22 protein-coding genes, 1 tRNA gene and 2 pseudogenes are annotated in these 23,593 nt (G+C 62.7%); 7 read left to right on the forward strand and 18 right to left on the reverse strand.

All coding sequences use genetic code 11. From position 1 onward, the window contains the following. The first annotated feature begins 48 nt into the window (after positions 1–48). Complete coding sequence (locus LGH83_RS16255) at positions 49–984, forward strand: aldo/keto reductase (protein ID WP_227399547.1); 936 nt, start codon at positions 49–51, stop codon at positions 982–984. Next, on the forward strand, positions 981–1,598 hold the full coding sequence (locus LGH83_RS16260; RefSeq protein WP_227399548.1) for an SRPBCC family protein: 618 nt from the start codon (positions 981–983) through the stop codon (positions 1,596–1,598). The genes LGH83_RS16255 and LGH83_RS16260 overlap by 4 nt, the downstream gene beginning before the upstream one ends. Positions 1,599–1,688: 90 nt before the next feature. Here the strand turns inward: LGH83_RS16260 and LGH83_RS16265 are convergent. Both LGH83_RS16265 and LGH83_RS16270 read right to left on the reverse strand, forming a co-directional pair. Further along, positions 1,689–1,958 (reverse strand): annotated as a pseudogene (locus tag LGH83_RS16265) (tautomerase family protein); the annotation flags it as partial. Positions 1,959–2,168: 210 nt separating this feature from the next. Further along, positions 2,169–3,017: an oxidoreductase gene (locus LGH83_RS16270; protein ID WP_227399549.1), complete on the reverse strand. Its 849-nt coding sequence runs from the start codon at positions 3,015–3,017 to the stop codon at positions 2,169–2,171. Positions 3,018–3,130: 113 nt separating this feature from the next. On the opposite strand from LGH83_RS16270, the gene LGH83_RS16275 reads away from it, so the two are divergent. Then, positions 3,131–3,688 (forward strand): TetR/AcrR family transcriptional regulator, encoded by a 558-nt coding sequence (locus tag LGH83_RS16275; RefSeq protein WP_227399550.1) that lies wholly within the window; start codon positions 3,131–3,133, stop codon positions 3,686–3,688. Positions 3,689–3,856: 168 nt separating this feature from the next. Here the strand turns inward: LGH83_RS16275 and LGH83_RS16280 are convergent, their stop codons facing one another. The 5 genes from LGH83_RS16280 to LGH83_RS16300 form a co-directional block, all read right to left on the reverse strand. Further along, positions 3,857–4,084: an alpha/beta hydrolase fold domain-containing protein gene (locus LGH83_RS16280; RefSeq protein ID WP_227399551.1), complete on the reverse strand. Its 228-nt coding sequence runs from the start codon at positions 4,082–4,084 to the stop codon at positions 3,857–3,859. Positions 4,085–4,138: 54 nt separating this feature from the next. After that, the gene (locus LGH83_RS16285; RefSeq protein WP_264479025.1) at positions 4,139–4,453 is read right to left on the reverse strand and encodes a glycosyltransferase; all 315 of its coding nucleotides are present in this window, start codon (positions 4,451–4,453) and stop codon (positions 4,139–4,141) included. Beyond that, complete coding sequence (locus tag LGH83_RS16290; protein ID WP_227399553.1) at positions 4,450–5,448, reverse strand: glycosyltransferase; 999 nt, start codon at positions 5,446–5,448, stop codon at positions 4,450–4,452. Before LGH83_RS16290 ends, LGH83_RS16285 begins: the two co-directional genes overlap by 4 nt. 133 nt (positions 5,449–5,581) lie before the next feature. Beyond that, positions 5,582–6,550: an alpha/beta fold hydrolase gene (locus tag LGH83_RS16295; protein WP_227399554.1), complete on the reverse strand. Its 969-nt coding sequence runs from the start codon at positions 6,548–6,550 to the stop codon at positions 5,582–5,584. A gap of 68 nt (positions 6,551–6,618) precedes the next feature. Next, the gene (locus LGH83_RS16300; protein ID WP_227399555.1) at positions 6,619–7,305 is read right to left on the reverse strand and encodes a glutathione S-transferase family protein; all 687 of its coding nucleotides are present in this window, start codon (positions 7,303–7,305) and stop codon (positions 6,619–6,621) included. 104 nt (positions 7,306–7,409) lie between these two features. On the opposite strand from LGH83_RS16300, the gene LGH83_RS16305 reads away from it, so the two are divergent. Then, positions 7,410–7,988 (forward strand): TetR/AcrR family transcriptional regulator, encoded by a 579-nt coding sequence (locus LGH83_RS16305; protein WP_227399556.1) that lies wholly within the window; start codon positions 7,410–7,412, stop codon positions 7,986–7,988. Between the two features lie 28 nt (positions 7,989–8,016). On the opposite strand, the pseudogene LGH83_RS16310 reads toward LGH83_RS16305, so the two are convergent. Continuing rightward, a pseudogene (locus LGH83_RS16310) lies at positions 8,017–8,993 on the reverse strand (MATE family efflux transporter); the annotation flags it as partial. Positions 8,994–9,695: 702 nt separating this feature from the next. Here LGH83_RS16310 and LGH83_RS16315 point away from each other — a divergent pair. Beyond that, entirely contained in the window at positions 9,696–10,760 is a 1,065-nt protein-coding gene (locus tag LGH83_RS16315) for a class I SAM-dependent methyltransferase (RefSeq protein ID WP_227399557.1), read from the forward strand. 143 nt (positions 10,761–10,903) lie between these two features. Here LGH83_RS16315 and LGH83_RS16320 read toward each other — a convergent pair whose 3' ends face one another. The 7 genes from LGH83_RS16320 to LGH83_RS16350 form a co-directional block, all read right to left on the reverse strand. Beyond that, positions 10,904–11,413: a hypothetical protein gene (locus LGH83_RS16320; protein ID WP_227399558.1), complete on the reverse strand. Its 510-nt coding sequence runs from the start codon at positions 11,411–11,413 to the stop codon at positions 10,904–10,906. A gap of 395 nt (positions 11,414–11,808) precedes the next feature. Then, positions 11,809–12,561, reverse strand: a complete 753-nt coding sequence (locus LGH83_RS16325; protein ID WP_227399559.1) for a hypothetical protein — start codon at positions 12,559–12,561, stop codon at positions 11,809–11,811. A 47-nt stretch (positions 12,562–12,608) separates the two neighbouring features. Continuing rightward, a complete protein-coding gene (locus LGH83_RS16330) occupies positions 12,609–13,820 on the reverse strand; it encodes a GIY-YIG nuclease family protein (RefSeq protein WP_227399560.1) in 1,212 nt (403 codons plus the stop codon). Next, positions 13,813–15,870 carry a DEAD/DEAH box helicase gene (locus LGH83_RS16335; RefSeq protein ID WP_227399561.1) on the reverse strand — a complete coding sequence of 686 codons (2,058 nt, stop codon included), beginning with the start codon at positions 15,868–15,870 and terminating at the stop codon, positions 13,813–13,815. The genes LGH83_RS16330 and LGH83_RS16335 overlap by 8 nt, the downstream gene beginning before the upstream one ends. Then, complete coding sequence (locus tag LGH83_RS16340) at positions 15,867–18,629, reverse strand: class I SAM-dependent DNA methyltransferase (protein WP_227399562.1); 2,763 nt, start codon at positions 18,627–18,629, stop codon at positions 15,867–15,869. Before LGH83_RS16340 ends, LGH83_RS16335 begins: the two co-directional genes overlap by 4 nt. Before the next feature lie 133 nt (positions 18,630–18,762). Beyond that, on the reverse strand, positions 18,763–18,975 hold the full coding sequence (locus LGH83_RS16345; RefSeq protein ID WP_227399563.1) for a hypothetical protein: 213 nt from the start codon (positions 18,973–18,975) through the stop codon (positions 18,763–18,765). Between the two features lie 185 nt (positions 18,976–19,160). Further along, positions 19,161–19,246 (reverse strand) — tRNA-Leu (locus tag LGH83_RS16350). 241 nt (positions 19,247–19,487) lie between these two features. On the opposite strand from LGH83_RS16350, the gene LGH83_RS16355 reads away from it, so the two are divergent. Next, positions 19,488–20,498 carry a complex I NDUFA9 subunit family protein gene (locus LGH83_RS16355; protein WP_227399564.1) on the forward strand — a complete coding sequence of 337 codons (1,011 nt, stop codon included), beginning with the start codon at positions 19,488–19,490 and terminating at the stop codon, positions 20,496–20,498. A 77-nt stretch (positions 20,499–20,575) separates the two neighbouring features. On the opposite strand, the gene LGH83_RS16360 is transcribed toward LGH83_RS16355, so the two are convergent. Further along, positions 20,576–21,262 (reverse strand): sulfate transporter family protein, encoded by a 687-nt coding sequence (locus LGH83_RS16360; RefSeq protein WP_227399565.1) that lies wholly within the window; start codon positions 21,260–21,262, stop codon positions 20,576–20,578. A gap of 152 nt (positions 21,263–21,414) precedes the next feature. Between LGH83_RS16360 and LGH83_RS16365 the strand changes: the two genes are divergently transcribed. Then, a complete protein-coding gene (locus LGH83_RS16365) occupies positions 21,415–21,825 on the forward strand; it encodes a response regulator (protein ID WP_131114464.1) in 411 nt (136 codons plus the stop codon). Between the two features lie 108 nt (positions 21,826–21,933). Here LGH83_RS16365 and LGH83_RS16370 read toward each other — a convergent pair whose 3' ends face one another. Together LGH83_RS16370 and LGH83_RS16375 are read right to left on the reverse strand one after the other, a co-directional pair. Then, positions 21,934–22,263, reverse strand: a complete 330-nt coding sequence (locus LGH83_RS16370) for a hypothetical protein (RefSeq protein ID WP_227399566.1) — start codon at positions 22,261–22,263, stop codon at positions 21,934–21,936. Positions 22,264–22,412: 149 nt separating this feature from the next. Beyond that, entirely contained in the window at positions 22,413–23,579 is a 1,167-nt protein-coding gene (locus tag LGH83_RS16375; RefSeq protein WP_227399567.1) for a M20 aminoacylase family protein, read from the reverse strand. Positions 23,580–23,593: the final 14 nt, after the last annotated feature.

Here is a 23,593-nt window from a genome sequence, read left to right on the forward strand (position 1 = left end):
TCGCGGGAGAGATGTCGACCCGTTGGCCGACCCGAACAGGAGCCTCGCATGACCCAAGCGCCCTCGCACGACGCCGCGCCCGTGACCGGCTCGGGAGCCCTGATGACGCAGGGGGTCACCATGCCCCGGCTCGGCTTCGGCACGTTCAGGATGCCCGGCGGCGATTGCCAGCCGGTCGTCGAGAGCGCGCTCGGGCTCGGCTACCGGCACCTCGACACGGCCGCCATGTACGACAACGAGGCGGCCGTCGGGGCCGCCATCCGGGCATCGGGTCTGGCGCGCCGCGACCTCTTCGTCACCACCAAGGTCTGGCACGACCAACTCGGCAGCCGCGACGCCATACGGGGCGCGTTCGACGCGAGCCTCGCCGAGCTCGGGCTCGATCACGTCGACCTCTACATGGTCCATTGGCCATCGGCCGGCATGGACATGGGCGTCGTGCTGGAGACGCTGACGCGCCTGCGCGAGGAAGGCCGCACCCGGGCCATCGGGGTGTGCAACTTCAACCTGCCGATGATGCAGATGGCCGTCGACGCAATCGGCGCCCCCATCGCGGCGCTCCAGGTCGAGTACCACCCGTTCCTCGACCAATCGGCCCTGCTCGGGTTCCTGCGCCGGCGCGGCATCCCGATGACCGCCTACGCGCCGCTGGCCCAAGGCCGCGCCGCCGCGGACGAGACGCTGCGCGCGATCGGCGACAAGCACGGGGCCAGCGCCGCCCAGGTGGCGATCGCCTGGCTGCTCGACCACGACGGCGTCGCGGCCATCCCGAAGGCGCAGCGGCCCGAGAGCCAGGCAGCCAATCTGGTCGCCGCGGCGATCAGGCTCGACGACCACGACCGGCGCGCCATTGCGGCTCTGCCGAAGGACCTGCGCTACGTCCGCCCGCCCTTCGCGCCCGACTGGGATGCCCCCGCCGATAAAACACCGACACCGCGGCTCCCGGCTTCACGGGACCGCAACCTGAAGGACAATGTTCCATGATCCATTACCGCACTCTTCAGGCCGCCGCCATCCTGTCCCTTTTAGCGGCCTGCCTCTCCCTCGGGCTCGATGCCCAGGCCAGCACGCGAACGGCGACCGCCGTCCGTACGATGCGCCAGGATCAGGACACCCGCTCGCCCGACATCCATTGGCCGGCCGGCTTCGATCCGGCGACTGCAGACCTCTTCTCCCACAACGCGCTGCTCATCCGCGCCCCCTGCGCCAAGGTGTTCGGGCTGATCGAAGACGCCAGCAGGTGGCCGTCGTGGTACCCCAATTCTAGCAAGGTGCGGATCGTCGACGGCGGCCCGCAGCTCGGGCCGGACACGCGCTTCCGGTGGACGACCTTCGACCTCGACATCGAGAGCAAGGTGCACGAATTCGTGCCCGACAGCCGCATCGGCTGGTACGGCTATACTTCCGGTCAGGCACCGGCCTTCTACCACACCTGGTATCTCACGCCGGCCGCGGACGGGTGCATGACCGTGATGGAGGAGGTCGGAAAAGGGGCAGCGCCTGCGCATCTGCGGGACACCGACGAGGGTCTGATGCATCGCGGCCACGACCTCTGGCTTGAGACGCTGCGCTGGGAGGCCGAAAGCCAGGGCACCTGAAACGAAACGGGGCGAAGCGGCGCTCCCATTGCCGAACGACCAGTCTGGCTTGTCGTTCGAGGTGATAATCACCTGCATCTTCGCGGCGCCCGGATTAGCGACCAGCTTATCGGCCAGGATGCGGTAGAGCGTCTGCTTGGCAGACGTGTCGCGCCAGTGGCCGGCGACGATGTGGATCAGGACGAGGCCATCGGACCGCTCGATGCTGAGATGGGTCGGACTGTAGATGATCTCGCCCGGTTCCCGCTGCTCGATGATCTGGAAGCGATCCTCCGGTGGCACCGCATAGGCTTCGATCAGCGCCGGATGAACGCCATCGGCAATGGCGCGGAGCTCTGCGGCGGAGCGCCCCGTCAGCAAGGTGATTCGAACGGGCGGCCCGCAAAGCTCCAGAAAGTAAACGGACCAATGCGGCGGGACCGGTCACGATCTTTCGCGCTAATGTCGAGAAGCACAGCTCGACATGTCGCTGTTTTTTGACGCGTTTGCAGCCGAGGCCTAAGGCTCCGGGCGTCTGCGCCCGCGGTGTGCGCCAGTCGTGTCGAGCACTGCGTGATATGCCTCTGCGTGCTATGTGTCGAAACTGGTGGAGCGTGACAGGGCATCCCAAGCGTCGATCTCGGCCTTCATGGCTGTCAGCTTCCGTTCCACCAGCCCCAGTGCATCATCGCCGAGAAACAGGCGCACGGGTGGGTGCTCGGCGTCGACCAGGGAGAGCAGCACCTGCGCTGCTTTCGCCGGATCACCCGGTTGCCTGCCATTCTTGGCCTGCCGCGCGGCACGGATTGGATCCATCGTCGCGTCATAGTCGGGAATGCTGCGTCGCGTGCGGTCCATGGATCGACCGGCCCAATCGGTGCGGAACTGGCCAGGCGCCAGCGCCGTCACCCGGATGCCGAAGCTGGACACTTCACTACTGAGCGATTCCGAGATGCCTTCCAGAGCGAATTTGCTGCCGCAGTAGAAGCTGATCCCAGGCATGGTGATGAAACCGCCCATCGAGGTGACGTTGACGATGTGACCGCGGCGGCGCTCGCGCATCCCGGGTAGCACCGCCTTAATCATTGCAACTGGACCGTACACGTTGGCGGCAAACTGGCGTTGTAAATCGTCGATGGAAGATTCTTCCAGTACGCCCTCATGACCGTAGCCGGCATTGTTCACCAGAACGTCCACACTGGCGCCCACCTGCCGCTGGGCCTCCTCGACAGCGGCCGGCACCGCGGCGAAATCCGTCACGTCCAGGACAAGCGGATGGGCGCGATCGGGTGCGAGCGCCGCGAAAGTCTCGGCATCGGTCGCCCGCCGCACCGTACCGATGACCCGATGGCCGGCCTCTAGCGCGCCTGCTGCGAACGCGCGGCCGAGGCCCGAACTGACGCCGGTAATGAGGAAGGTTTTGGAAGCGACAGATACCATGATGCAAATCCTGAATGCTACTTTTTCTATATCATGATATAGATTGCGCCATGACGAGAAGCAAGACTGGATTTCCGTCCACCAAATACCGAGGCGAACCGCTTCGCCAATGCGTGGTCGACGCGGCTGAACGGCTGCTTCGCGAGGGCAAGGCTGCATTCTCGATGCGCGACCTGGCGGTCGAGGCGGGGGTCAGTTTCGCGACGCCCTTCAACCAATTCGGGAGCAAGGCGGCGATCATGGAGGCGCTTTCCGCACGGCGGATCGACGCGATGGAGGCTCGCTTCGCCGCCGCGGCGCCCCTGATAAGCGCCGTCGCTCGGGTGCTGCTCGCTGTCGATACCGCGGCGGCCGTGATGCTGGAGGAGCCGGACGTCAACCGGGCCGTGATGGGCTGGCTCGGGGCATCCAGCCCCGCGCCCGGACAGGTTTGGGCGCGCTCGACGGCGCTCTGGGCGCTCGCGCTGGGTGCCGGCGAAGGCTTGATCCCGAGCCGGCGCGAACAGGCCTTGCGGCTCCTGCCAAAACAGCTCGCCTTCGCGTTTCGGGGCGTCCTGTCGTTCTGGACCGCGGGCGAACTGCCCGGCGGGCTGCTGGCCCCGGAGGCCCGCGACATCGCAAGCACCTTGCTGCTGGCCTTTAACGATCCATCGCCTGAGGTGATAGGCTGAGAGAACCGCGGCACTCAACGGGAGAGCGTGGCCGTATTCGGAATGGCCGCTTCTTACGTGTCGTGGTACGGTAACGCTGCTATCCGCGAGCACCAGACCGCCGCCGGCCGACTCGCCAGCATGCGCGATGGGGCCGTCAGCTTCAATCACTGGCCCCTTATATGCGGCCTAAGGGTCCAGGAAGGCTGCCGGGAAAGGATGGTTGGGTGCGAGACGGTAATCCGGAACGAAGGTGTCGGCCTGCGTTCGCGCTGCACTGGCTTCCGAACCCCGCCGTCGTGCTCGCCGAGCCGAGCATGTATCCGTCCCATACAGGCAGGCGCCGGGGCGGCTATACCAGCCGGTTCTACATCTCGTGAATCCAGAGATCGTCCTATGCTGACCCGACACACCCATCGGCTAGACTCCCGCAACGCTGCGGATTATGTCCATTTGCTGTCATCGCGATACTCAGAGCAAGCCGCTTCGGTTCCGATCCGCCACCAGTTTCTTCACGATCCCGAGCACCTCTGAGCGCGTATCGATGCTGGCAAACTCACGCGCGATCCGTTGTGCGCCGGTCCGATATTGTTGGTCCTCAAGCAGGCGACGCACAGCGACTTTGAGTTCCGATGAGGACGGATCATTGGTCGCCAGGTCGATCCCAGCCCCGGACCAGCGAACGCGCGCGTTGACGTCCGCCTTGTCCTCGGACAGACCTGCTGCAACGATCGGCACGCCGAAGCTCAGCGCCTGGTTGATGCTTCCATAGCCGCCGTTTGTCACGAAGGCGTCGGCTCTCGGCAAAATCCATTCAAAGGCAGATACGCAGCGACGCGCACGTTGTCCGGAATTGGTCCACGTAAGCTGTCCATGGGACCCCCGCCGGTCGTGACGATCACGAGCAAGTCCGGCTCGCTCGCGAGAGCTGACATCGTCGGTCCAATGAGCTGGTCGAAATTATGGTTCGAGAAGGTTCCTTGCGTCACCAGGACGACCTTGCGCAGACCATCCAAATCGTCGGCCCACTCGGGTAGCGGAACCTGGTTTGGTATGATCGGAGGCGTGCCGACGAACCGCACCGACGAGGGAAGCTGCTGCCGTGGAAATTCGAACCCTGGAACGGTCAGTTGCATGAAGGCGTCCGGCAGCCTGACCGAAGCATCGAAGATATTCATCGTCAGCGCCGGGGCACCCAGGTGTTCCATCAGTTCGTTCAGATGGACTCGAGCGGGCTCGAAGACGGCGTCGTCATGTGCCTGAAAGAGGATCGAGTAGTGTTCGATGTCAGCAGGGTCTGCCGCTGGCTGCAGGCCGGCAAAGTTCGGCGCTCGGTCGTCTCTCTCCATGTGAAGAAACATCGTGCCGCATAACGCGATCGGGGGCCGCGTCGAGCGTGGTCGCAGCAGCATCGGGAAAGTGCCGTACATGAAGTTGTCTCCGAGGATCACGTCGGCCGGGAACGTACGCAAGACGTCCTGCAGGCCTGCATGCTGCGCCGGCACAGCATCGAAAAACACGCGCCTCATGTAGAACAGCACCATCTCGGGACCGGTCGGCATTGCCTTCAACTCGGGAAACAAAGTTTCGATGGTGCGGAGGTCGAAGTCTGCCCCGGGCGGGAAAGCACGGAATGCAGCCCCCGCTTCTTTAATGCGAGAGCGCATCGCGGTGGAGGATAGACCCACGATCTCGTGGCCGTCATCGACCAGCATCCGCGCGATCGATAGCAGCGGGTTGAGATGGCCAGTCGCTGGAGTAGACGCGATAAGGATCTTCACTTGTTGTCCATCTTACTTGACTCCCGGTAGCGGGATGAGGTCGTAAATCGTCGCCTTTCGGGCGGCCACCTTGCAGGCCAGGGCCGCCCGCCTCGATTCCCTCAGATCGTGACGCCCCCGCCGCGGCGCGCCGTTAAAAGGATCGGCTGCGTAAGAAGGCCAGCAAGTCGGCGTTCAAACGGTCCTTGTCGACGTGCAGCAAGCCATGAGAGCCGCCCTCGTAGACCGCCAGTTTGGCGTGTGGAACGAGCTTTGCGGTCAGGTTGCCCGAGATCTCGAGCGGAACGATCTGGTCGTCGCTCCCATGCACGACCAGAGCGGGAACGGTGATCTTCCGGAGATCATCCCTGAAGTCCGTTTCCGAGAAGGCGGCAAGCGCCTGATAGGCAGCGAGGATGCCGGTCGCCTGACCTTGCCGCCAGTAGTTCTGCCGCAAGCCTTCCGAGACTTTGGCGCCCGGCCGGTTGAAGCTGTAGTAGGGCATAGTCACATCGAGGTTCCATTGCGACCTGTTGGCTTGCACAGCCGCGCGAAATCCGTCGAACACCTCCTTCGGTGCGCCGGTGGGATTTGTCGCCGTCTTGAGCAGAAACGGGGTCACCGACGAGACGAAGGCGACCTTGGCCACGCGCTTTTCGCCATGGCGCGCGATGTAACGCGCCACCTCGCCGCCTCCCATCGAGTGCCCCACGAAGGTCGCCTTATGCAGGTCGAGCGCCTCCACCAATTGCGCGAGATCGTCCGCGAAGGTGTCGTAGTCATAGCCCTTGCCGGGCTGGCTCGACCGGCCGAAGCCGCGGCGATCGTGGGCGATGACCCGGTAGCCGTTCTGCTGCAGGAAGAACATCTGATCCTCCCAGGCATCCGACGACAATGGATATCCGTGGCTGAACACGACCGCCGGCCCCGTGCCCCAGTCCTTGTAAGAGAGGACCGTGCCATCCTTGGTGGTCAGGCGGTCGCCTGTCGTGTTGCCCGGGCCTGCTGGCTCGGCGGTCCTGGCCTGGGCTGCACCCGCGGCGGCCATGCCGACACTTGCGGCCGCCACAGCTTTGAGGATGTTGCGCCGCGAGGCTTCCTCACGAACGATCTGATGGGACATGTTGAACTCCGTTGAAAGCATGGGATTTGAGAGAGGGGCCGGAGGGATGGCGGCGGGCTCAGGGTGACCTAGAAGCCCATCCGGCGCAGATCGTCGGCGACGAACGTCTGGCCGCTGCGGTTTTTGACGCTAGGCCGTTCGGCGACGGCCGCGCGCCAAGCGGACAGCGCGGTATGAGAGTCCGGAACCACGATGCCGGCGGCGTCACCGAACATCAGGCCGGCAAAGACGGTTATGTCGGCCATCGAGAACGCCTCGCCCGCCACAAAACGCTGGCTGTGCAGGAGGCCGTCGAAATAGCGCATGCCTGCGATGGCCTTGTCCCGCTGGCGTCGACCCCACTCCTCACGACCGGCCCATTCGGGGCTTTTATACGCCTGGAGGTCCGGGCCGAGACCCGGGGTCGCATGGTGGAAAAAGTTGCCGACCGCGTCGAGCAGCTTGGATTCGGCTCGCCGCTGCATCATGTGGATGGCCGCCTTGTCCCGTGGCGTCGCGCCCGTCAGCGTCGGCGTGCCGTCGAGAGTGTCGAGATATTCCGTAATCGCGGTGCATTCAGCGATATAGGTGCCATCGTCGAGCTGAAGAACCGGCAGGACTCCCGAGGGGTTTTTTTTGAGAAACTCGGTTTGCTTGTGCTCGGCCGCGATGAGATCAACGGAGATGAACTCGATTTGCGGATCGATGCCCTTTTCTGCGAGCACGATGCGGATACGGGCAGGATTGGGGAAGCCGGGACGATCGAAGACTTTCATGCGGTATCCTGTATGTCTATCGATAGATAGTCGACGATGATCGTCAGCTAGGCCTTCCAAGCTTCGCCGTCAAGCCCTATCTATCGCTTGGTAGAACTGGAGCTATGATGGCACGGACGACAAAATTGGATATGCGCGAGGCGGTGATGGCGGCCGCCAAGACCACGGTTCAAGCGCACGGTTACAACGCGCTGAGCTTTCGCGAACTCGCCAAGGATGTCGGGATCAAGAGCGCCAGCGTTCACTACCATTTTCCGACCAAGGGCGATCTCGGTGCCGCCCTGGCGCGGCGCTACACAGAAGAGGGGGCGGCTTATCTGGGCGGACTGCTGGCCACCTCGACCAATCCGACATGGTGCATGGAGCAATACACCGCAATTTTCCGCTCGGCCTTGATGAACGACAACCGCATGTGCTTGTGCGGCATCATGAGTGCTGAATTCGACGACTTGCCCTCGGAGGTGCGGGTCGAGGTCGACAGGTTTGCCCAGGCCAATGTCGCCTGGCTCGAGACGGTTCTCGCGCAGGCCAGACCGAAGGCGAGCCCGCAGGATCTGAAGGACCACGCGATGGCGATCTTCGCCGCCGTCGAGGGAGCTCAGCTCGTTGCGCGGGGCTGTCAGGACATTGCGATTTACGACCGGACGATCCGGGCCTATCGTGCCGCCGGTCTCATTCCCTGAAGAGGCGACCTGCCCGGAGACGCCGGCCTCACCGCCCCCAGACGGTCGGCGATCGCATGGCGATCATGCAGAGCAGGGCATAGCCAACCAGCGAACCGCCACGATCATGGCCAAGGTCGCCATGCCGGCGTCAAAGGCCGCGACCGCGATCCAGCCGAGGCCTGCCGCCGTCACGAGGCGCAGTGTGACGCCCAGGAATGGCCAGAGCATATGACCGGCGCCCTGGGCCGCGAAGGAGAGGACGAAGCCGAGGCCCATAAACCCATAGGCGGGCGCCACGATCCGCAGGTAGGTCGTGGCCGGGCCGAGCACGCCGGGATCCTGGCTGAACAGATGCAGCCAGAGGCCCGGGGCAAAGGCCATGACGAGGCCGATCACTTCGGTGAAGCCGATACCGACGAGGCTGCTGGTCCAGGCGATCCGGCGGGCCCGGGCGGGCTGGCCGGCCCCCATGTTGACGCCCACCATGGTGAGCACCGCCGACGAGATGCCGAACAGGATCGGAATCATCACGTAATCGAGCCGGGACGCGATGCCGTAGCCCGCCAGAGCGTCTGTGCCGAAGAAGCCGACCGCACCCGTCACCAGGATGACGGTCAGATTGGTCTGCACCGCACTCAGCGCCGACGGCAAGCCGACCTTCAAGATATCAACGAACAGACGTCGTTCCAGCGGTGCACGCCTTAACACGAGGGCGGAGCGGCCGGACGCCATGTAACGAAGCAACACGAGGGTGGCGACGTCGTAATAAGCCGCGAACGCGACACCCGCGCCCGCGATGCCAAGGCCGGGCAACGGGCCGAGCCCAAAGATCAGCACTGGCGAGGCGGGGATCATCACCAGCGCCCCGACCAGGGTCACCAGGGCGGGCACCTTGACGTTGCCGGACCCGCGCAACGCTGCCGCCAGCAGGTTGACGATCCAGACCCCGACCGCGCCGGCAAAAATGGTGTCCGAATAGACGACGGCCGCCTCCAGGGCCGGCCCGCGTCCGCCCAGCGCGCGGCGCTCCCTTTTTGCCCGGAGCCGGATCGAGCACCTTGCCGGGCTTGCCATCCGCAGCCGGCGTGGTGGCTTCGCCGGCCATGGCGCTGTCCGCGCCGACATCATCCTCAGCCGCTTCACCCGTCGGATTGTCGGAAGTGCTGGCTTCTGCGTGACTGAGACCGAGCAGGTCGCGTGTGACCTCAACCAGGCGGCCATAGAGCTTGCCGTTGACGAAGGGCGTGAAGGCCTTGCCGCTTGCAAACACGCGACCGCGTGGCAGGCTGCCGGCCAATTCGCGCAAAGCGTCGGTCTCGACCGGGACGGCTTGCATGTTCATCAGGCCGGCGGCTTTGGTGGCGAGCTCGGCGCTGGCTTGATCGAACCAGGAAGCGTGGGGTTTGCCAGCTTGATCGCGACCGAAGATCACGAGAAACGGGGTGGGCGTGGGATAGGCGAGTGCACTCATGACGAACTCCTGAAATGAGTAGGGGCCCCGAAGGGCCCCTGGTGAATTAACGTGCTGTGTCGAGCCGGTTTTTGAAGTGTCAACACGATGCTTGACACACACAACCATAGTTTATTCAAGTAGATATGTCAATATTGTTGCTTAGAAACGGTTTTTCACATCGAAGTAGGATCAGTTTAAAAATTTAAAATTCTTAATTTCATTAATAATACTGTTTTTTAGAACATGTCTCTGACACCCGCCCGCTTCGGATCATGCTTCTGAAACGTCTCATGCTGAAACGACATCGTGTTGCGATTACGTTGTCACGTAGGCTTCCGCATGCAACATTCGCGTCTAGGATCAGTGGTTACTCGGTCGCACGCTGTTTGTCCCTTAGCTGTGCTGGTTCCAATTATTTTCAGCAGGCATTTTTGCATTGGGGTAAGTCGATGAGCCCGAACAAGGAATTATGGGAAAAAGGTGATTTCACACGAATTGCTGTGTGCATGCGTGAAAGCGGCGAAGAAATTGTTGAAAGTCTTGCAATCCGAGCCGGACTGAAAGTCCTGGATCTCGGATGCGGGGACGGCACGACAGCCATTCCGGCAGCAAAGCTCGGGGCCGACGTTCTCGGCGTCGATATCGCGCGCAACTTGGTCGAAGCCGGTGCTCACCGCGCGCAAAAGCTGGGGCTGACCAACATCCGCTTCCAGGAAGGCGATGCCAGCGACCTCGTCGATCTGCAAGACAAGAGCTTCGATCTCGTCGTCAGCATCTTCGGCGCCATGTTCGCCCCAAGCCCCTTCGATGTTGCCCGAGAGATGGTGCGCGTCACGCGGTCGGGCGGGCGGATTGTGATGGGCAACTGGATCCCAAACGACCCGACGCTGGTCGCACAGATCCTCAAGGTCAGCGCGGCCTACTCGCCACCGCCACCGGATGGCTTCGTCAGTCCGATGACATGGGGTGTCGAAGCAAATGTCATTGAGAGATTTGCGGCGACTGGCGTCTCGCCCGAGAGCGTGTCCTTCCGCAAGGACACGTGCGTGTTCAAGTTCCCGCACCCACCCTCCGAGCTCGTCGATACGTTCCGTCGCTACTATGGTCCCACGATGAATGCCTTTGCAGCAGCGGGTCAGAGCGGCCGCGCCGACAGCTTGCTCAGCGAGCTTGAAACGCTGTTTCAAAGCCAAAACGTCAGCTCGGGCGCCGACACGACGATGATCCCTGCCACCTTCCTGCGTGTGACGGTTTCAGTCCAGCTGGCCTCAGTCGTCCTCATTGGGCGGTGCAGCGTGGACGACTCGGTATCGCAGGATCAACGGCGACGACAATAGGCCGACCGCATTGGCGTACGCCCGTGCCCAGCGGAAGACAGGCGGCGCATCGGGCGGGCTCTCTGCTCCGCAGCGGGATGCACCGACATTGCTCGCGTATCGGGCAGTCTTGGCTCCTGCAGGCGAACCGGTCGTCGATCCGCTTACCGTTGCAGATGTCGTGCCCGGCCTCGGTGCAAAACAGCCAAATGGCCTTCTGGATCAGCCTGGGAAAGCCAACCGGGCTCTCCGGACAGAAGCGACGCGCATCGATGCACTGGCTCGCGACACACGAATGTCTGCTTGGCGAAGCGACATTCGTAAAAGTGCCAATATCTGCGCAGCTTGGGGCAGGATGGCTGATCGCTTAGAACGGCGTCGATGTCGGCATATGTCACCGTTCCGTGCTGGTCCATGTAGGCCCAAGCGATGGCGTCCGAGACACCCTGATAGCTGAGCACCCCGATCAGCCAGTCAAACAGCACCGGCGTGTCATGCCGCGCCACCGCCTCCCGCAATCCTGAACGCCGAAACTGATCATTAAGGTCGGACAACATGGAGCGCGGGGCCGCAACTTCGCACAGGGCGGCAATGCGCTGGATCACACTCTGGGGAAGATTGAGCAAAGACGCTGGCTTCGGCTCACGACGGCGCGGTTTGCGGCCAGCCGACATGCTAGCAAATGGTCGAAAGACGCTGTCAATCAGCCATTATGGAGCAGTTTGAGGCTGTTTTGCTCTTGGATGCTTGAACGGACGCGACATCGGCAGGGCCATGTGTATCACCCGTGTGTATCACTCGGGCCGGCCTAAGTCTCTGTTCTTGCGATAGTTCTGGCGGCTCAACCACTTGGGTAAAGGTGTGGTGCTGGAGAGGACTCGTATAGCACTCGTAAGAATTTGTTTCAAAACAGCTATTTTTTGAAGCGTCGTAAGAGAGCCCCCAAATCGGCCCCCGGAAGCAGATTCGCCAGAGACGAGGGCCGGATGATTTCCCCCGAACATCAACAGGAGGGTAGGCCCCGCTGCAGGGACTGCCAAGCCATGATCCTGGACGCAGCCGTCGTGCATCATGCTCTGCGGCGCTTGGTAGCTGGAAAGCGGACGTGGCCTGGATCAAGTTGCTCCAAAAGCTGAATCAAAGCGTTCTGGACAGCTCTCAACCGGGGAGTAGCTTGCACCAGAGTAGTTTCCAGAGAAGCTACTTCTGTCCGCATCTGACCCAACAACCCACTCTCTGTTTCCGGAAGGCGCTTCAGGAAAGCTCCATGACCGATGCATTGTGAAACAGCACCGTTGCTTATAATCAGCTCCTCTCCGATTGCCCTTTGCTCCCCTGCAAACAAGCGCAGTGTCGGATCGGCAGTGTCCGTTCCCCAAACGCCAGTGATGTCGTCCTGTAGATGCTGCAGGTTCCGCGTCTCATCGTCACTGCCAAGGTCTAGGAATTGAATGTCCCTTCGCGCTAGTTCCGCCCAGCACATGTACTGCCCAATTAGAAAGCACGTGTTTTCGATAGCGTAAAGCCTCTCGCGAGAGGTCCCTCCGGACATGAACGTCTCTACAAAACGGAGATGCAAGATGTTGTATAAACGGCTCTGAAGGTCATACGATGCCCGCGCCAACGGTTCCTTGTACTTCGATATTTCTTTTTGAAGCGAAACTGCTTCCTTTGATCGCTCATTAACTGCCTCAAGTAATTTGATGGCAACAGCATTCTTTGTCGTACGAACCGATACGTAGATCGCTACCCCCGAAGCTATCAAGGATGTTATCATTCCAACCGATCCCGTTACGATGGCCGTTGTTAAAGCTGTTTCCACGGAGGGTTGCCTTTACTACGCCTGCTGCGGCTGGTGGGGTTCAGACCCTAGCTGCCATTCGTCGGAGCGCTGAGGACGAGTGATGCCATCTTGGGATCGTAGGTGAAGCCAGTAATCGTTCCGTCTTTGATTCTCCCGATCACCTCGTCGATGACGAAAAGTGGGACGAGAAACCATTCGCGCGGGATCACCGGGTTGCCAAACCTGTCTTTGACTTCGATGTCGAGCCGGGCCGGGTCGAAGACGCGGTGGATCACGTTCTCCAGTCTGGAGCGGTTGATGTTGAAGAGATTGTAGGTCGCGACGATCTCGACGTCCGCCATAAGGAAGGTGGGGTCCAGCTTGGCTGCACCGATGCGTCGGGATACGTCGCCGCCGGTTACGCCGATCTTGTGTAGCACCTCGCGGTTGGCGAGTACCAACGGGTGATCGGACCTGCTTCGCAGCACATACACCGTACCGCTGGCCAGATCGTCGTGGCCGCTCTCCTCGGCGAACAAGGGGCCGGCGGCGGGCTCGGTAATCCGGCGGCCTGCCTCGTCCTTGTAGAGGGCTCTCTGGAGTGAGCGGCGGAGCAGGTTGCTCTCCGTCCCGTTGGAATAGATGACGCGCAGACGAGCGTCGGTCTCGCCATTCGGCGCGCGAAATGCCTCGCCAACTTCCGCCACATAGGCAATCTGGCCGCCTAGAATGAAGAACTGCCCTCCCGCGATGTCGGCCTTTAACATGCCAGCGTCTCGGACGAACGGCCTGGTCGTCCTGACACCGGCCTCAAGGTCACGCTGAGCGGCGGCGAAAAGCGGTTCGAAGCGGTCGAAGTCCTCGCACTTGTCCCGCTCGGCGATCTCGTCCGCAACGCGCTTGTCCGCGCTGGTGCGGACGTGGCGGAGCTGGGTTATGCCAGCTTCCCCCGCCGCGCCTTTCAACTCGGCCGCGAGATCGTCGATGTCGAGATCATCGGCCGACGAAGCGGCTGTGAGATCGCCGGCCTCCAGCAGCCCCTGATGGTCCAGCGGCGTAATTAGTGCGCGACAATCTTCCAGCGCGCGCAACCGGTCGAGGCGCACAGCATAGAGCCGCTCGAAAATGTCGCGGTCCTCGCCATGCTGGGGAGCCCGGCCATGCTGCTTAACGAACCGCTGGATCTCCTCGAAGCCTGCGATAACTCGCTCCTCACGCGGGGAGCGCCCGACCGGCTTTGCGGGCTGAGCGAAGTCGGCGAGTTCGTCGCGTAGCTCGTCAAGATCGAGGTCACTCATAGCGACCCTCGTCCTTGAACCGCACGAAGGCGGCCGCGCCTTCCGCCATCCGCTTTTCCCAGGCATCCGTCGAGCTGATCGACGGCAACCGCCCGCGCTCGCGCTTGAACCGCACGGCGCGCTGGGCGAGCTCCTTCGCCTCCTCAGGCGTCAAGGCCGTCCGCTTGGCGGCGATCGCCGCCGCGACCTGCTTCAGGCTGTCCTCGCTCATGGTCTTGGCGAGGATCGCATAGGCTTCGCCGAAGGGGTTGATCCGGTCGATCAGGTCGATGTCGAGTTCGCGGACGTCCATCGCGAACTTGCGCACGCCTTCGACGAGCGCGGTGTTGCGTGTCGGCTCATCCCCCTCGCTGCCGGATGCGATCTTCTTCGCTTGCTGGGTCAGCGTCAAAGCCGCGATGGCGTGTTGGCGCACTGCCTCCTGGTCGTCCTCGTCCAGCTCGGGAAACTTGTCCTTGATGATCTTGCCCAACCGAACCTGCGTCAGTTCCTCGGGCACAAGCTCCTCGTCGAACAGGCCGCGTTCTATCGAGCGCTTGTCCTGCACGAATGTCGCGATAACTTCGTTCAAATCCTCGCGGCAGATACGCGCCGCTTCCGCGCTCTTGGGCTCGACCAGACCTTTGATCTCAACCTCGAATACGCCGCGTTCTTCGTGGAACCCGACGTTGCACTTCGTTGGATCATAGCCACCCTCGCCATAGTCGAAGCCGGGCGTGGCGGCGCTGGTCGTCGGGTTCTTGACCTTGAACTCGAAGCGCGGGGCCAGCACCTGCTCCATCAGCAGGCTGGCGGCGATCGCCTTCAGCGTATCGTTGACGGCCTCGCGGACGGCTTCGTCCGAGGCATCGACGGCGGCGATCAGGTTGGTGAAGCGGGCGCGAGTCTTGCCCGGCGCGTCGCGGGTAGCGCGGCCGATGATCTGCACGATCTCGGTCAGGCTGGCGCGGTAGCCGACGGTCAGCGCGTGCTCGCACCAGATCCAGTCGAAGCCCTCCTTCGCCATGCCGAGCGCAATGATGATGTCGACATGGTCGCGGTTGTTCTTCTGCGCCGGGTCTTTCAGCGCGGCGGAGACGCGGTCGCGCTTGGCCGCGTCGTCGTCGACCAGGTCGGCGATGCGCAGGGTCCGCCCGTCCGGAGTCCTGACGAGCTGGAAGCCGGTGGCGGGGTCCGCACCCTGCCATTCGCCCAACGCCTCGATGATGTGCTCCACCTCCCTGATCTTGTCCTTCGTGCTCTCGCGCGAGTTGACGTTGGGAATGTGGATGATCGTCTTCTCGGCCGGGTCCAGCACGGCGAGGATGTCGTCGGCATAGGGGCCGGAGTAGAAGAAATAGCCGATGTCGAGCTGCTTCAGATATTCGTAGCCGTTGAGCTGCTCGTAATAGGTGTAGGTGACGCTCTCGAACTTCGCCTCGTCGCCGGGCGACAGCACGGCCTCCGCATCCCCCCGGAAATAGGAGCCGGTCATCGCGACGAGATGCACCTTGTCACGCGCGATGAAGTCCCCGAGGTGGAGGCCCAGCTTGTTGTCGGGGCTGGATGAGACGTGGTGGAACTCGTCAACCGCGATCAGTCGGTCATCGAACGCCTCAATGCCGAACTTGTCGACCGCGAAGCGGAAGGTGGCGTGGGTGCAGACGAGCACCTGGTCGTCGCTCTCGAGGAAGGCGCCGACCGACTTCACCTTGCCCCCATCCTCGCCAGGGGCGTTGCACAGGTTCCAGCGCGGCGCGACGCGCCAGTCCGCCCAGAAGCCGTAGCGGCTAAGCGGCTCATCGTTGAAGCTGGCGCCGATGCTCTTCTCCGGCACCACGATGATCGCCTGTTTCAGCCCTTGGTTGGCGAGCTTGTCGAGCGCGACGAACATCAGCGCGCGGCTCTTGCCCGAGGCCGGCGGCGACTTGATGAGAAGGTATTGCTCGCCGCGCTTCTCGTAGGCGCGCTCCTGCATCGGGCGCATGCCGAGCGCGTTTGATTTGGTCGAGCTGCCGGTGCGGGTGTAGGAGACCGAAACCGAGGGGACTGATTTCCTGTTGTCGGTCACGCGTCTGCCCTCGCCTTCTGTTTCTTGGCCGCGCCCGCGCCGGCTGTCATCTTGGTATAGAGCTCGAACAGCTTTTCCAGCCGCTCGGTGTCGTTCTTGAACCGGCGGCCGATATAGATGCGCTCCAGCACTTCATCGTTGCGCTCGTGCGCAGCGCGGAGGTCGTCGGGCATGGCGTCGGGATCATAGAGATCGGCGATGGTGGCCGGATAATGTGCTTCCCGCGCCAGCAAAATGTCCGCGGCGCAGCGGGTCAGGTCAGCCTTGTTCTTCTCTGTCAGCGGCGGGACAGGGAAGGTGTTCCAGCCGAGCGTGTTGGAGTAGCGCAGTCGGGTTTCAAGCTTGCCGCAGACCGTAAGCGCCCACACCAAGTGCATTTTTGAGGCAAGTATTGCAAGGTTGTGGAGCGGAGCATCATAAAGAGCGAACGCGGTATTCGGAAACACAACATCGTTGCTCTCAAAAGTCACAACGAGGTACGGCCTTGACTCCGACGATACATTTGGGACCGCAATTGCCCAACACTTAGATGAAAGCATTTCTCGGAATTGATGTGGCCGCTCGGCCATCCTGATCGCTGCGGCATCGGGTGATGCAACGCGAGCGAGGCGGGCCAATTCTACCCGTTTCGCTACTTCTGGATGAGCAGCAGCCTCTTCCGGCAGCGCGGGCCGCGGATACCATAGGCACCAACGCTGAGTGCCCCTAACCAGCTCGGCGCCGCCTTTAAAGATACGGATGTGATCCGACGACAACCCGGAATTGACAAGGCGATCTTTCTCTGGCCGGTCGAGCAATAGCGACTCGGATAGGCCGTAATAGTTGCCTTTCGTCATCTGTGGCAAGTCAGAAATAGACGATGAACTCTTATCGACGTAGACATCTTCGCCCGGAACGAGATAAGCGTTAATGTGCTTTGTCTCTATCCTTGCCCCGCCATCAAATAAGTAAGCGGTCCCAAGTGAAACTCGCGAGCAGCCAACAATCACTACGGTCACAGTGGCGTTCTCAGTGGCGAGGTTCTTCCATCTGAACGATCGATATGCAAAATCTATCTCGAGGCCAGTCCCGAGAAGATCTTTCCAAAAATAAGATATGTTCTGTCCTTGGCAGATCGAGTTGGTACTCACGAAGGCAAAGCGCGTCGTTGTCACTTGACTGTATAAGGCTGCCTTCCAGAACCAGCCGCAGATGTAATCAAGGGACTTCCAGTTTAATCCAGTGCCTTCGAAGCAGTCTCGAAGATCAGCCTTTTGCGCCTTGGTTTGATCGGCATTGCCTTTGTAAGGAGGGTTCCCGCATATGAACGTCTCCCCGCCCTCATTCTCGAAATCTATTTGCGCCTGATCGAGCGGCGTGTGGAACAGGTCGTCGGCGTGGTGCTTCACCCCCGTCCCCGTCGGCGGGCAGATGCTCAGCCAGTCGAGCCGCAGCGCGTTGCCGCAGGTGATCCAATTCTCTGCGTCGAGCGGCAGGAACTCGGCCAGCGCCAGCTTCTGCCCTCTGTACAGCACGTCGGCCTGATACTCGGCGATGATGAGCGCCAGCCGCGCGACTTCGGCCGGAAAATCGCGCAACTCGATGCCGCGAAAGTTGGTGAGCGGAATATCCGACGCGCGCTCGGGCTCGCCGCGCCGCGCGTTGATCGCCGCCTCAATTTCGCGCATCTGCTTGTAGGCGATCACCAGGAAATTACCGCTGCCGCAGGCCGGATCGAACACCCGGATGCGCGCCATGCGGTTGCGCAGGTTCAGCAGCTTGCGTGCGTTGCCCGCCGCCTCGGCAAGCGTTTCGCGCAGGTCGTCAAGGAACAGCGGGTTCAGCACCTTCAGGATGTTGGGGACGCTCGTGTAATGCATCCCCAGCGCACCACGCTCCTCTTCGTCGGCGACGGCCTGGATCATCGACCCGAAGATGTCCGGGTTGATCTTCGTCCAGTCGAGGCCGCCGATGTGGAGCAGGTAGGAGCGCGCGATCCGGCTGAAGCGCGGCACGTCCAGGCTGCCGGAGAACAGGCCGCCGTTCACGTAGGGAAATGGTCGCGCCCACCGCGCGACGCCCGCCGCCTCGTGATCCCCGGCCCTCGTGTTCATCGCGCGGAACAGCTCGCCTATCACCTCGTGGGTGTTTGACGAGCCCCGCTCGCTCATCTTCTCGATCGTGCCGGTGAACGGGTAACTCGGGTGAAAGATGTCGGTGTCCTCCGCGAAGAAGCAGAAGATCAGCCGCGCCATGAAGTGGTTCATGTCGGGGCGGCGCTCGGCGGCGTCCCAATCCGGATTTTCCTCCAGCAGCGTCCGGTAGAGCCGGTTCAGGCGGCTCGTGGCGCGGATGTCGAAGCTGCTCTCACGAAGCTGTGGGACGGTGGTGATCCCCGCCAGCGGTAGGAAGAAGCCGAAATGATCCGGGAACGCACTGTAGTCGCACGCGACGGTCTCGCCCGAAGCCAACTCCTCGGCCTCAAACGTGTCTCCATCCGTCGCCAATATAAACTTCGCTTTGGCCCGGATGGTCGCCGGGCTGGCCTTCAACGAGGAAAGGGCGCTCGTGACCCCGCCGGGAGCGGCGACAGCGATATGGACATTGTTGGTCTGAAGGACGCCACCCATATCGGACCTGTTCGACTCGCCCTTTCGCAGGCGCCTGAGGGTTGTTTCCTTGTTACCGAACGCTTGCAGGAAGGCGAACGGAAACTCCTCGGCGTCAAACGGCTGCTCGGCGAGCTTGGAGATGGCCTCTTCAATCTCGACGGCGTTCATTTCCCATCCCGTAATCCAGCCGACCCGCGGCCGGTCGACCAGCTGTGACGCATGTCGGTGCGTCTTCGATGGCAAACCCACGCTGTCCGATTGTTCGCCCAGGGATAGCGTGCTTCCCGCGCTTCGCCAATGGTCATGCGCTTAGCCGGGCCGTGATTGTCGCAAGCGCGTCCCGCACAGCTGCATTGTCACAAAGGGCGGTCGAGCGCGTCGGCGGCGACCTGATCATCTCGCCCTGCCGATGCGCCGGGAGTGTGCCGTAGCTGGTGAACGTCGTCAGAGGGTCAGAGTGACCAAGGTTCTGCGGCCACGCCTTGAAGCCCTCAGGCGTGAGGTCGAGCGTCATCGCGTGTCGCGGTATCGGTCAACGCCATGGTTCGCCTCACGTCCGATTTGAAAGCCCCCAAAAGCGCCCCCGCTAGATCGTGGCTTCCGGCGCGCAATAGCGAACGGCCGCGAACATCGCGACCCTTAAGTTACTCTTTTTTATGAGGATCGTTCACCGCCAGCGGGCATGGGTGAACATACAAATGGTGCCCTGGAGAGGACTCGAACCTCCACCACTTGTGATGACTGGTACCTGAAACCAGCGCGTCTACCAATTCCGCCACCAGGGCCGCAGATCGCCCTTCTACGGGGCGGGGTGTTGCATTGTCAACGCTGCTTTTGCCGTTGGGGCGGGCGAGACGCGATTGGTTGTCGCGTCGCGGTCGATCGGCTGCATCGATCTGTACAGCAATCTCCCATTTGACTATGCGTGTCTGGCGCGCCAGTGGCGCGCGGACTTAGACCGATTGCGGTTGCGGTCGGGGCGGCCTACGGGCGGCCGGGTCGCGACGAGGCTTGAAAGAGGGCAACATGGCCGGTGTCGATATCGCTCACGACCGGATCGTCACGGTGTTCGGCGGCTCGGGCTTCCTGGGACGGCATGTCGTGCGGGCGCTCGCCCGCGACGGGTGGCGCATTCGAATCGCATCACGGCGGCCCGATCTCGCCATTCATACGCAAACCACCGGTCGCGTGGGGCAAATCACGGCCGTGCAGGCCAATTTGCGCTATCCGGCCTCGCTCGCAGCGGCGTTGCGCGGCGCCGACGCGGTCATCAACCTGGTTGGCATTCTGGCCGAGCAGGGCAAGCAACAGTTCGAGACGGTTCACACCGCTGGCGCGGCGGCGGTCGTCAAGGCGGCGCGTGACGCCGGCATCGGGACGCTCGTTCATGTGTCGGCCATCGGCGCCGATCCGGAGGGCGCGTCCCAATATGCCCGGTCGAAGGGCAAGGCCGAAGCCATCGTGCGGGAGGCTTACCCGGATGCGGTGATCCTGCGGCCCTCGATCGTCTTCGGCCCGGAGGACGAATTCTTCAATCGTTTTGCCGCCATGGCACGGATTTCGCCGGTCCTCCCGCTGGTCGGCGGCGGGCTCACGCGGTTTCAGCCAGTCTATGTGGGCGATGTGGCTGAAGCGGTCGCGGCCGCCGCCATCGGCACGGCGCGCGCAAGCGGCACCTACGAACTCGGCGGTCCTGCGGTGCGGACCTTCAAGGATTTGATGGACTATGTGTGCCGCGTCACCGGGCGCAAACGCCTGCTTGTTCCCATTCCGTTCGATGCGATGCGGATCCCGGCCGGTCTGACGGAATTGGCCGATAGCCTGCTGCTCGGCGCCTTTCCCAAAATGCTGCTGATGACCCGCGATCAGATCACGCTGCTGCGGTCGGACAATGTTGTGTCGCCATCTGCGATCGCCAACGACCTGACGCTCAAGGGGCTGGGCATCGAGCCGCGCGCGATGGAAAGCATCGTGCCGAGTTATCTCTACCGTTTTCGCAAGACCGGCCAGTTCGATCGGGGGCGTATGGCGCCCTAAGCGCGTTCGGCTCGGCGAATTCGCTTCACAAGAGAAGCTTGCGTTCGCCTCGGCGAATTCGCTCCCGTGGCGCTGTTTTAGCGTGGCCGGAGGATCTGCCGGAGCGCGAGCCGTTTGTGGACCCGGACCATCAAGGCTGTGGCAAACAACGGCGTGAGTAAATTGAGGATCGGCACCGAGAGGAAGAGCGCGATACAGAGCCCCGCCACAAAGATCGTTCCGGCATGGGCGTTTCGCATCGCCCGCGTCTCGTCCGGACTGCGGAACCGCAAGGCTGCGAACTCGAAATATTGCCGACCCGAGAGGTAGGCATTTGCCCCAAGGAACGCGAGCGCGTTGATGCCCGGCACCAACAACAGCGCGAGCGCCACGATCATGACCGCGAGTGACAGGAGGGCGAAGCGGACCGAGAGCCAGAGTGCGGTTCCGATCGGCAGCGCGCGACCGGGGGCTTGGGCTGGATCGATGTCGTGTTCGACCAAGCCCGCGAGATCGTCGATGAAGAAGCCTGCGACCAACGCCGACATCGGCGCAACGAGAAAGATCCCCGCGACCGCGAGGCCAAGTCCCTCGAGGATCGTCACAACCGTGCCAAGCCACGGCGACGGCATGGTGACGAGGCCACTCAACCAGGCGTGAGCCGCCGCGGCCGCCACGACGACGAGTGCCAGCGTGAGGCCAAGAATTTTGGCCGCAACGGCTCGGAACGGCGGCGTCCACATTTCCCGAAGAGCCGCAACGGCGTCGATGACGCTTGGAAGCATGATGTCCTATCGCGTTATTTGCGCCGCTGCGGTGTCCGGTGCGGCACCGCAAGGGTCGCGGCTCAAAAGCCCGGTAACCCGGAAGTAATGATACCTAATTAGATTGTTAAAATTGTCAGCAACCCGGGGTCGGCATCGGCCGTTCGTCTTCCATGACTCAAGATGTCACAACTCAAAGAGCCTGCACGGTTCTCGTCGTCGAAGACGAGTTCCTGGTGCGTGAACTTGCGGTGTGCGAACTCGAAGAATCCGGGTTCCATGTGATCGACTTCCCAACCGCGGATGCGGCGCTGGTGCATCTCGAAAGTCATGTCGGAGAAACCGCCGTGGTGTTCACCGATGTCCAGATGCCCGGACGCCTGAACGGCCTCGATCTCGCCGACATTGTGAGCCGCAGTTGGCCGAGCATCGGGGTTCTTGTGACCTCGGGTGGACCGTTGGTCAATCCAACCAAGCTGCCGTCATGCGCGCGGTTCGTGGCTAAGCCTTGGCGGGCTGCCGACATCGTCAGCCGGGTGCAGGTGATCGCGACCCGCTGCGCCGGACATCCCGCGGCGTTGTAGGGACGCGCGACGCGATACGCGCCTCGCGAGATCGCCAGACGTCAACGACCGGACACCATGATGGCGCCGGCCGAGCGTCGTAAGGAAATGTGACGGGATGCGGTGGCGTTAGCCGGCCACCTTCCGAAGGGCGGCTTCGACGCTGCTTGAAATCGCGGCGCTCTTGTCGGCTGCCGGGATACCGGTCACGAGGGCCTGGCGCGCAGCCTGGACGTCGGATTCGCGCTGCTTGACGACTTGCGAGCGGAGCGCGTTCCAGTGCTGGGCCACGAGGGTGCTGATCGCCTCGCTGAGAGCCGCATAACCCGGATGGTCGGCCTGTTCGGTCCACGACACGGTCACCGGGCCGGGCTCCGTCACGTCGGACGGGAAGGACGAGATCGTTTCCAGATCGTCCAGCTTGTCCGCCAGGGCGCGGAGAAGGGCGGCTTCACTCATCATACTCTCCCATGCGACCGAGGGGCCGGAGATGGCCCAAAGGGCCGACACCGCGACGTGCGGCACGTTCAGGGCCGCGCTGTGCGGCATGACCTTAAGGTGAAGCCGGAATGTAAAAGAATGGTTAAACGCGAGTTAAAGACATCGCATCAAGGCCGCAGAGCCGTTTCGACGAGCCGTCCCCAAAAGCTGATCCCATAGGGCAGGGCGGTGTCGTCGAAGTCATAGCCTGGGTTGTGCAAACCGGCGCTATCGCCATTGCCAATGAACAGGAAGGCGCCCGGCCGCTCCTCGAGCATGTAGGAGAAATCCTCCGCGCCCATCATCGGAGGGATCGCGGCGTCGACGTTCTGAGCTCCCGAAACATCGGCCGCGACCGTAGCGGCAAAACGCGCCTGATCGGCATGGTTGACCGTGACCGGGTAACCATGCGCGTAGTTCACTGTGGCGTCGACGCCGCTGGCCGCCGCGACGCCCGCCACGATCTCGCGCAGGCGACGCTCCGCCAACACGCGGGTTTCTGCCTTGAGGCTCCGCACCGTACCACCGAGCCGGGCCGATTGCGGAATCGCATTGCCGGCGGATCCGGCGTTGAACTGGGTGACCGACACGACGCAGGCGTCCAACGGATCCACGTTGCGGGCCACGATCATCTGAAGCGCCGTGGTGATCTGTGCGCCCGCCAGCACCGGATCGATGCAAAGATGTGGGTTGGCCGCATGACCTCCGCGGCCGTCGAGGCGGATCTCGAATCGATCCGCCGCTGCCATGATCGGGCCGGGCCGGAGCGCGAAATGACCGACCGGCAAACCCGGCAGGGAGTGCATCCCGTAGATTTCGTCGATGCCGAAGCGGGCCATCAGCCCGTCCGACACCATCGCCTTGCCGCCACCGCCGCCTTCTTCCGCCGGCTGGAAGACCACTACGGCTGTGCCGGCGAAGTTGCGCGTGCCGGTCAGGTATTGGGCGGCGCCGAGCAGCATCGCGGTATGGCCATCGTGACCGCATGCATGCATCCGGCCCGGCGTCGTCGAGGCATGCGGCAGCGTCGTGCTCAACTCGGTAATCGGAAGAGCGTCCATATCGGCCCGCATCGCGATCGTGCGCGGGCCAGGCCGGTTGCCTCGGATGATCCCGACCACGCCGGTGCGGCCGATGCCGGTCACGACCTCGTCGCACCCGAAGGCGCGCAACCGATCGGCCACGAGGCCCGCCGTGCGGTGGACGTCGTAGAGCAGTTCGGGGTGGCGGTGGAAGTCCCGCCGCCACACTTTGACCTCTTCGGTCGCCTCGGCCACGCTGTTGATGACGGGCATGCGGGCCTCCTAAG

The organism is Lichenihabitans sp. PAMC28606 (genome assembly GCF_020616535.1).
GTDB lineage: Bacteria > Pseudomonadota > Alphaproteobacteria > Rhizobiales > Beijerinckiaceae > Lichenihabitans > Lichenihabitans psoromatis.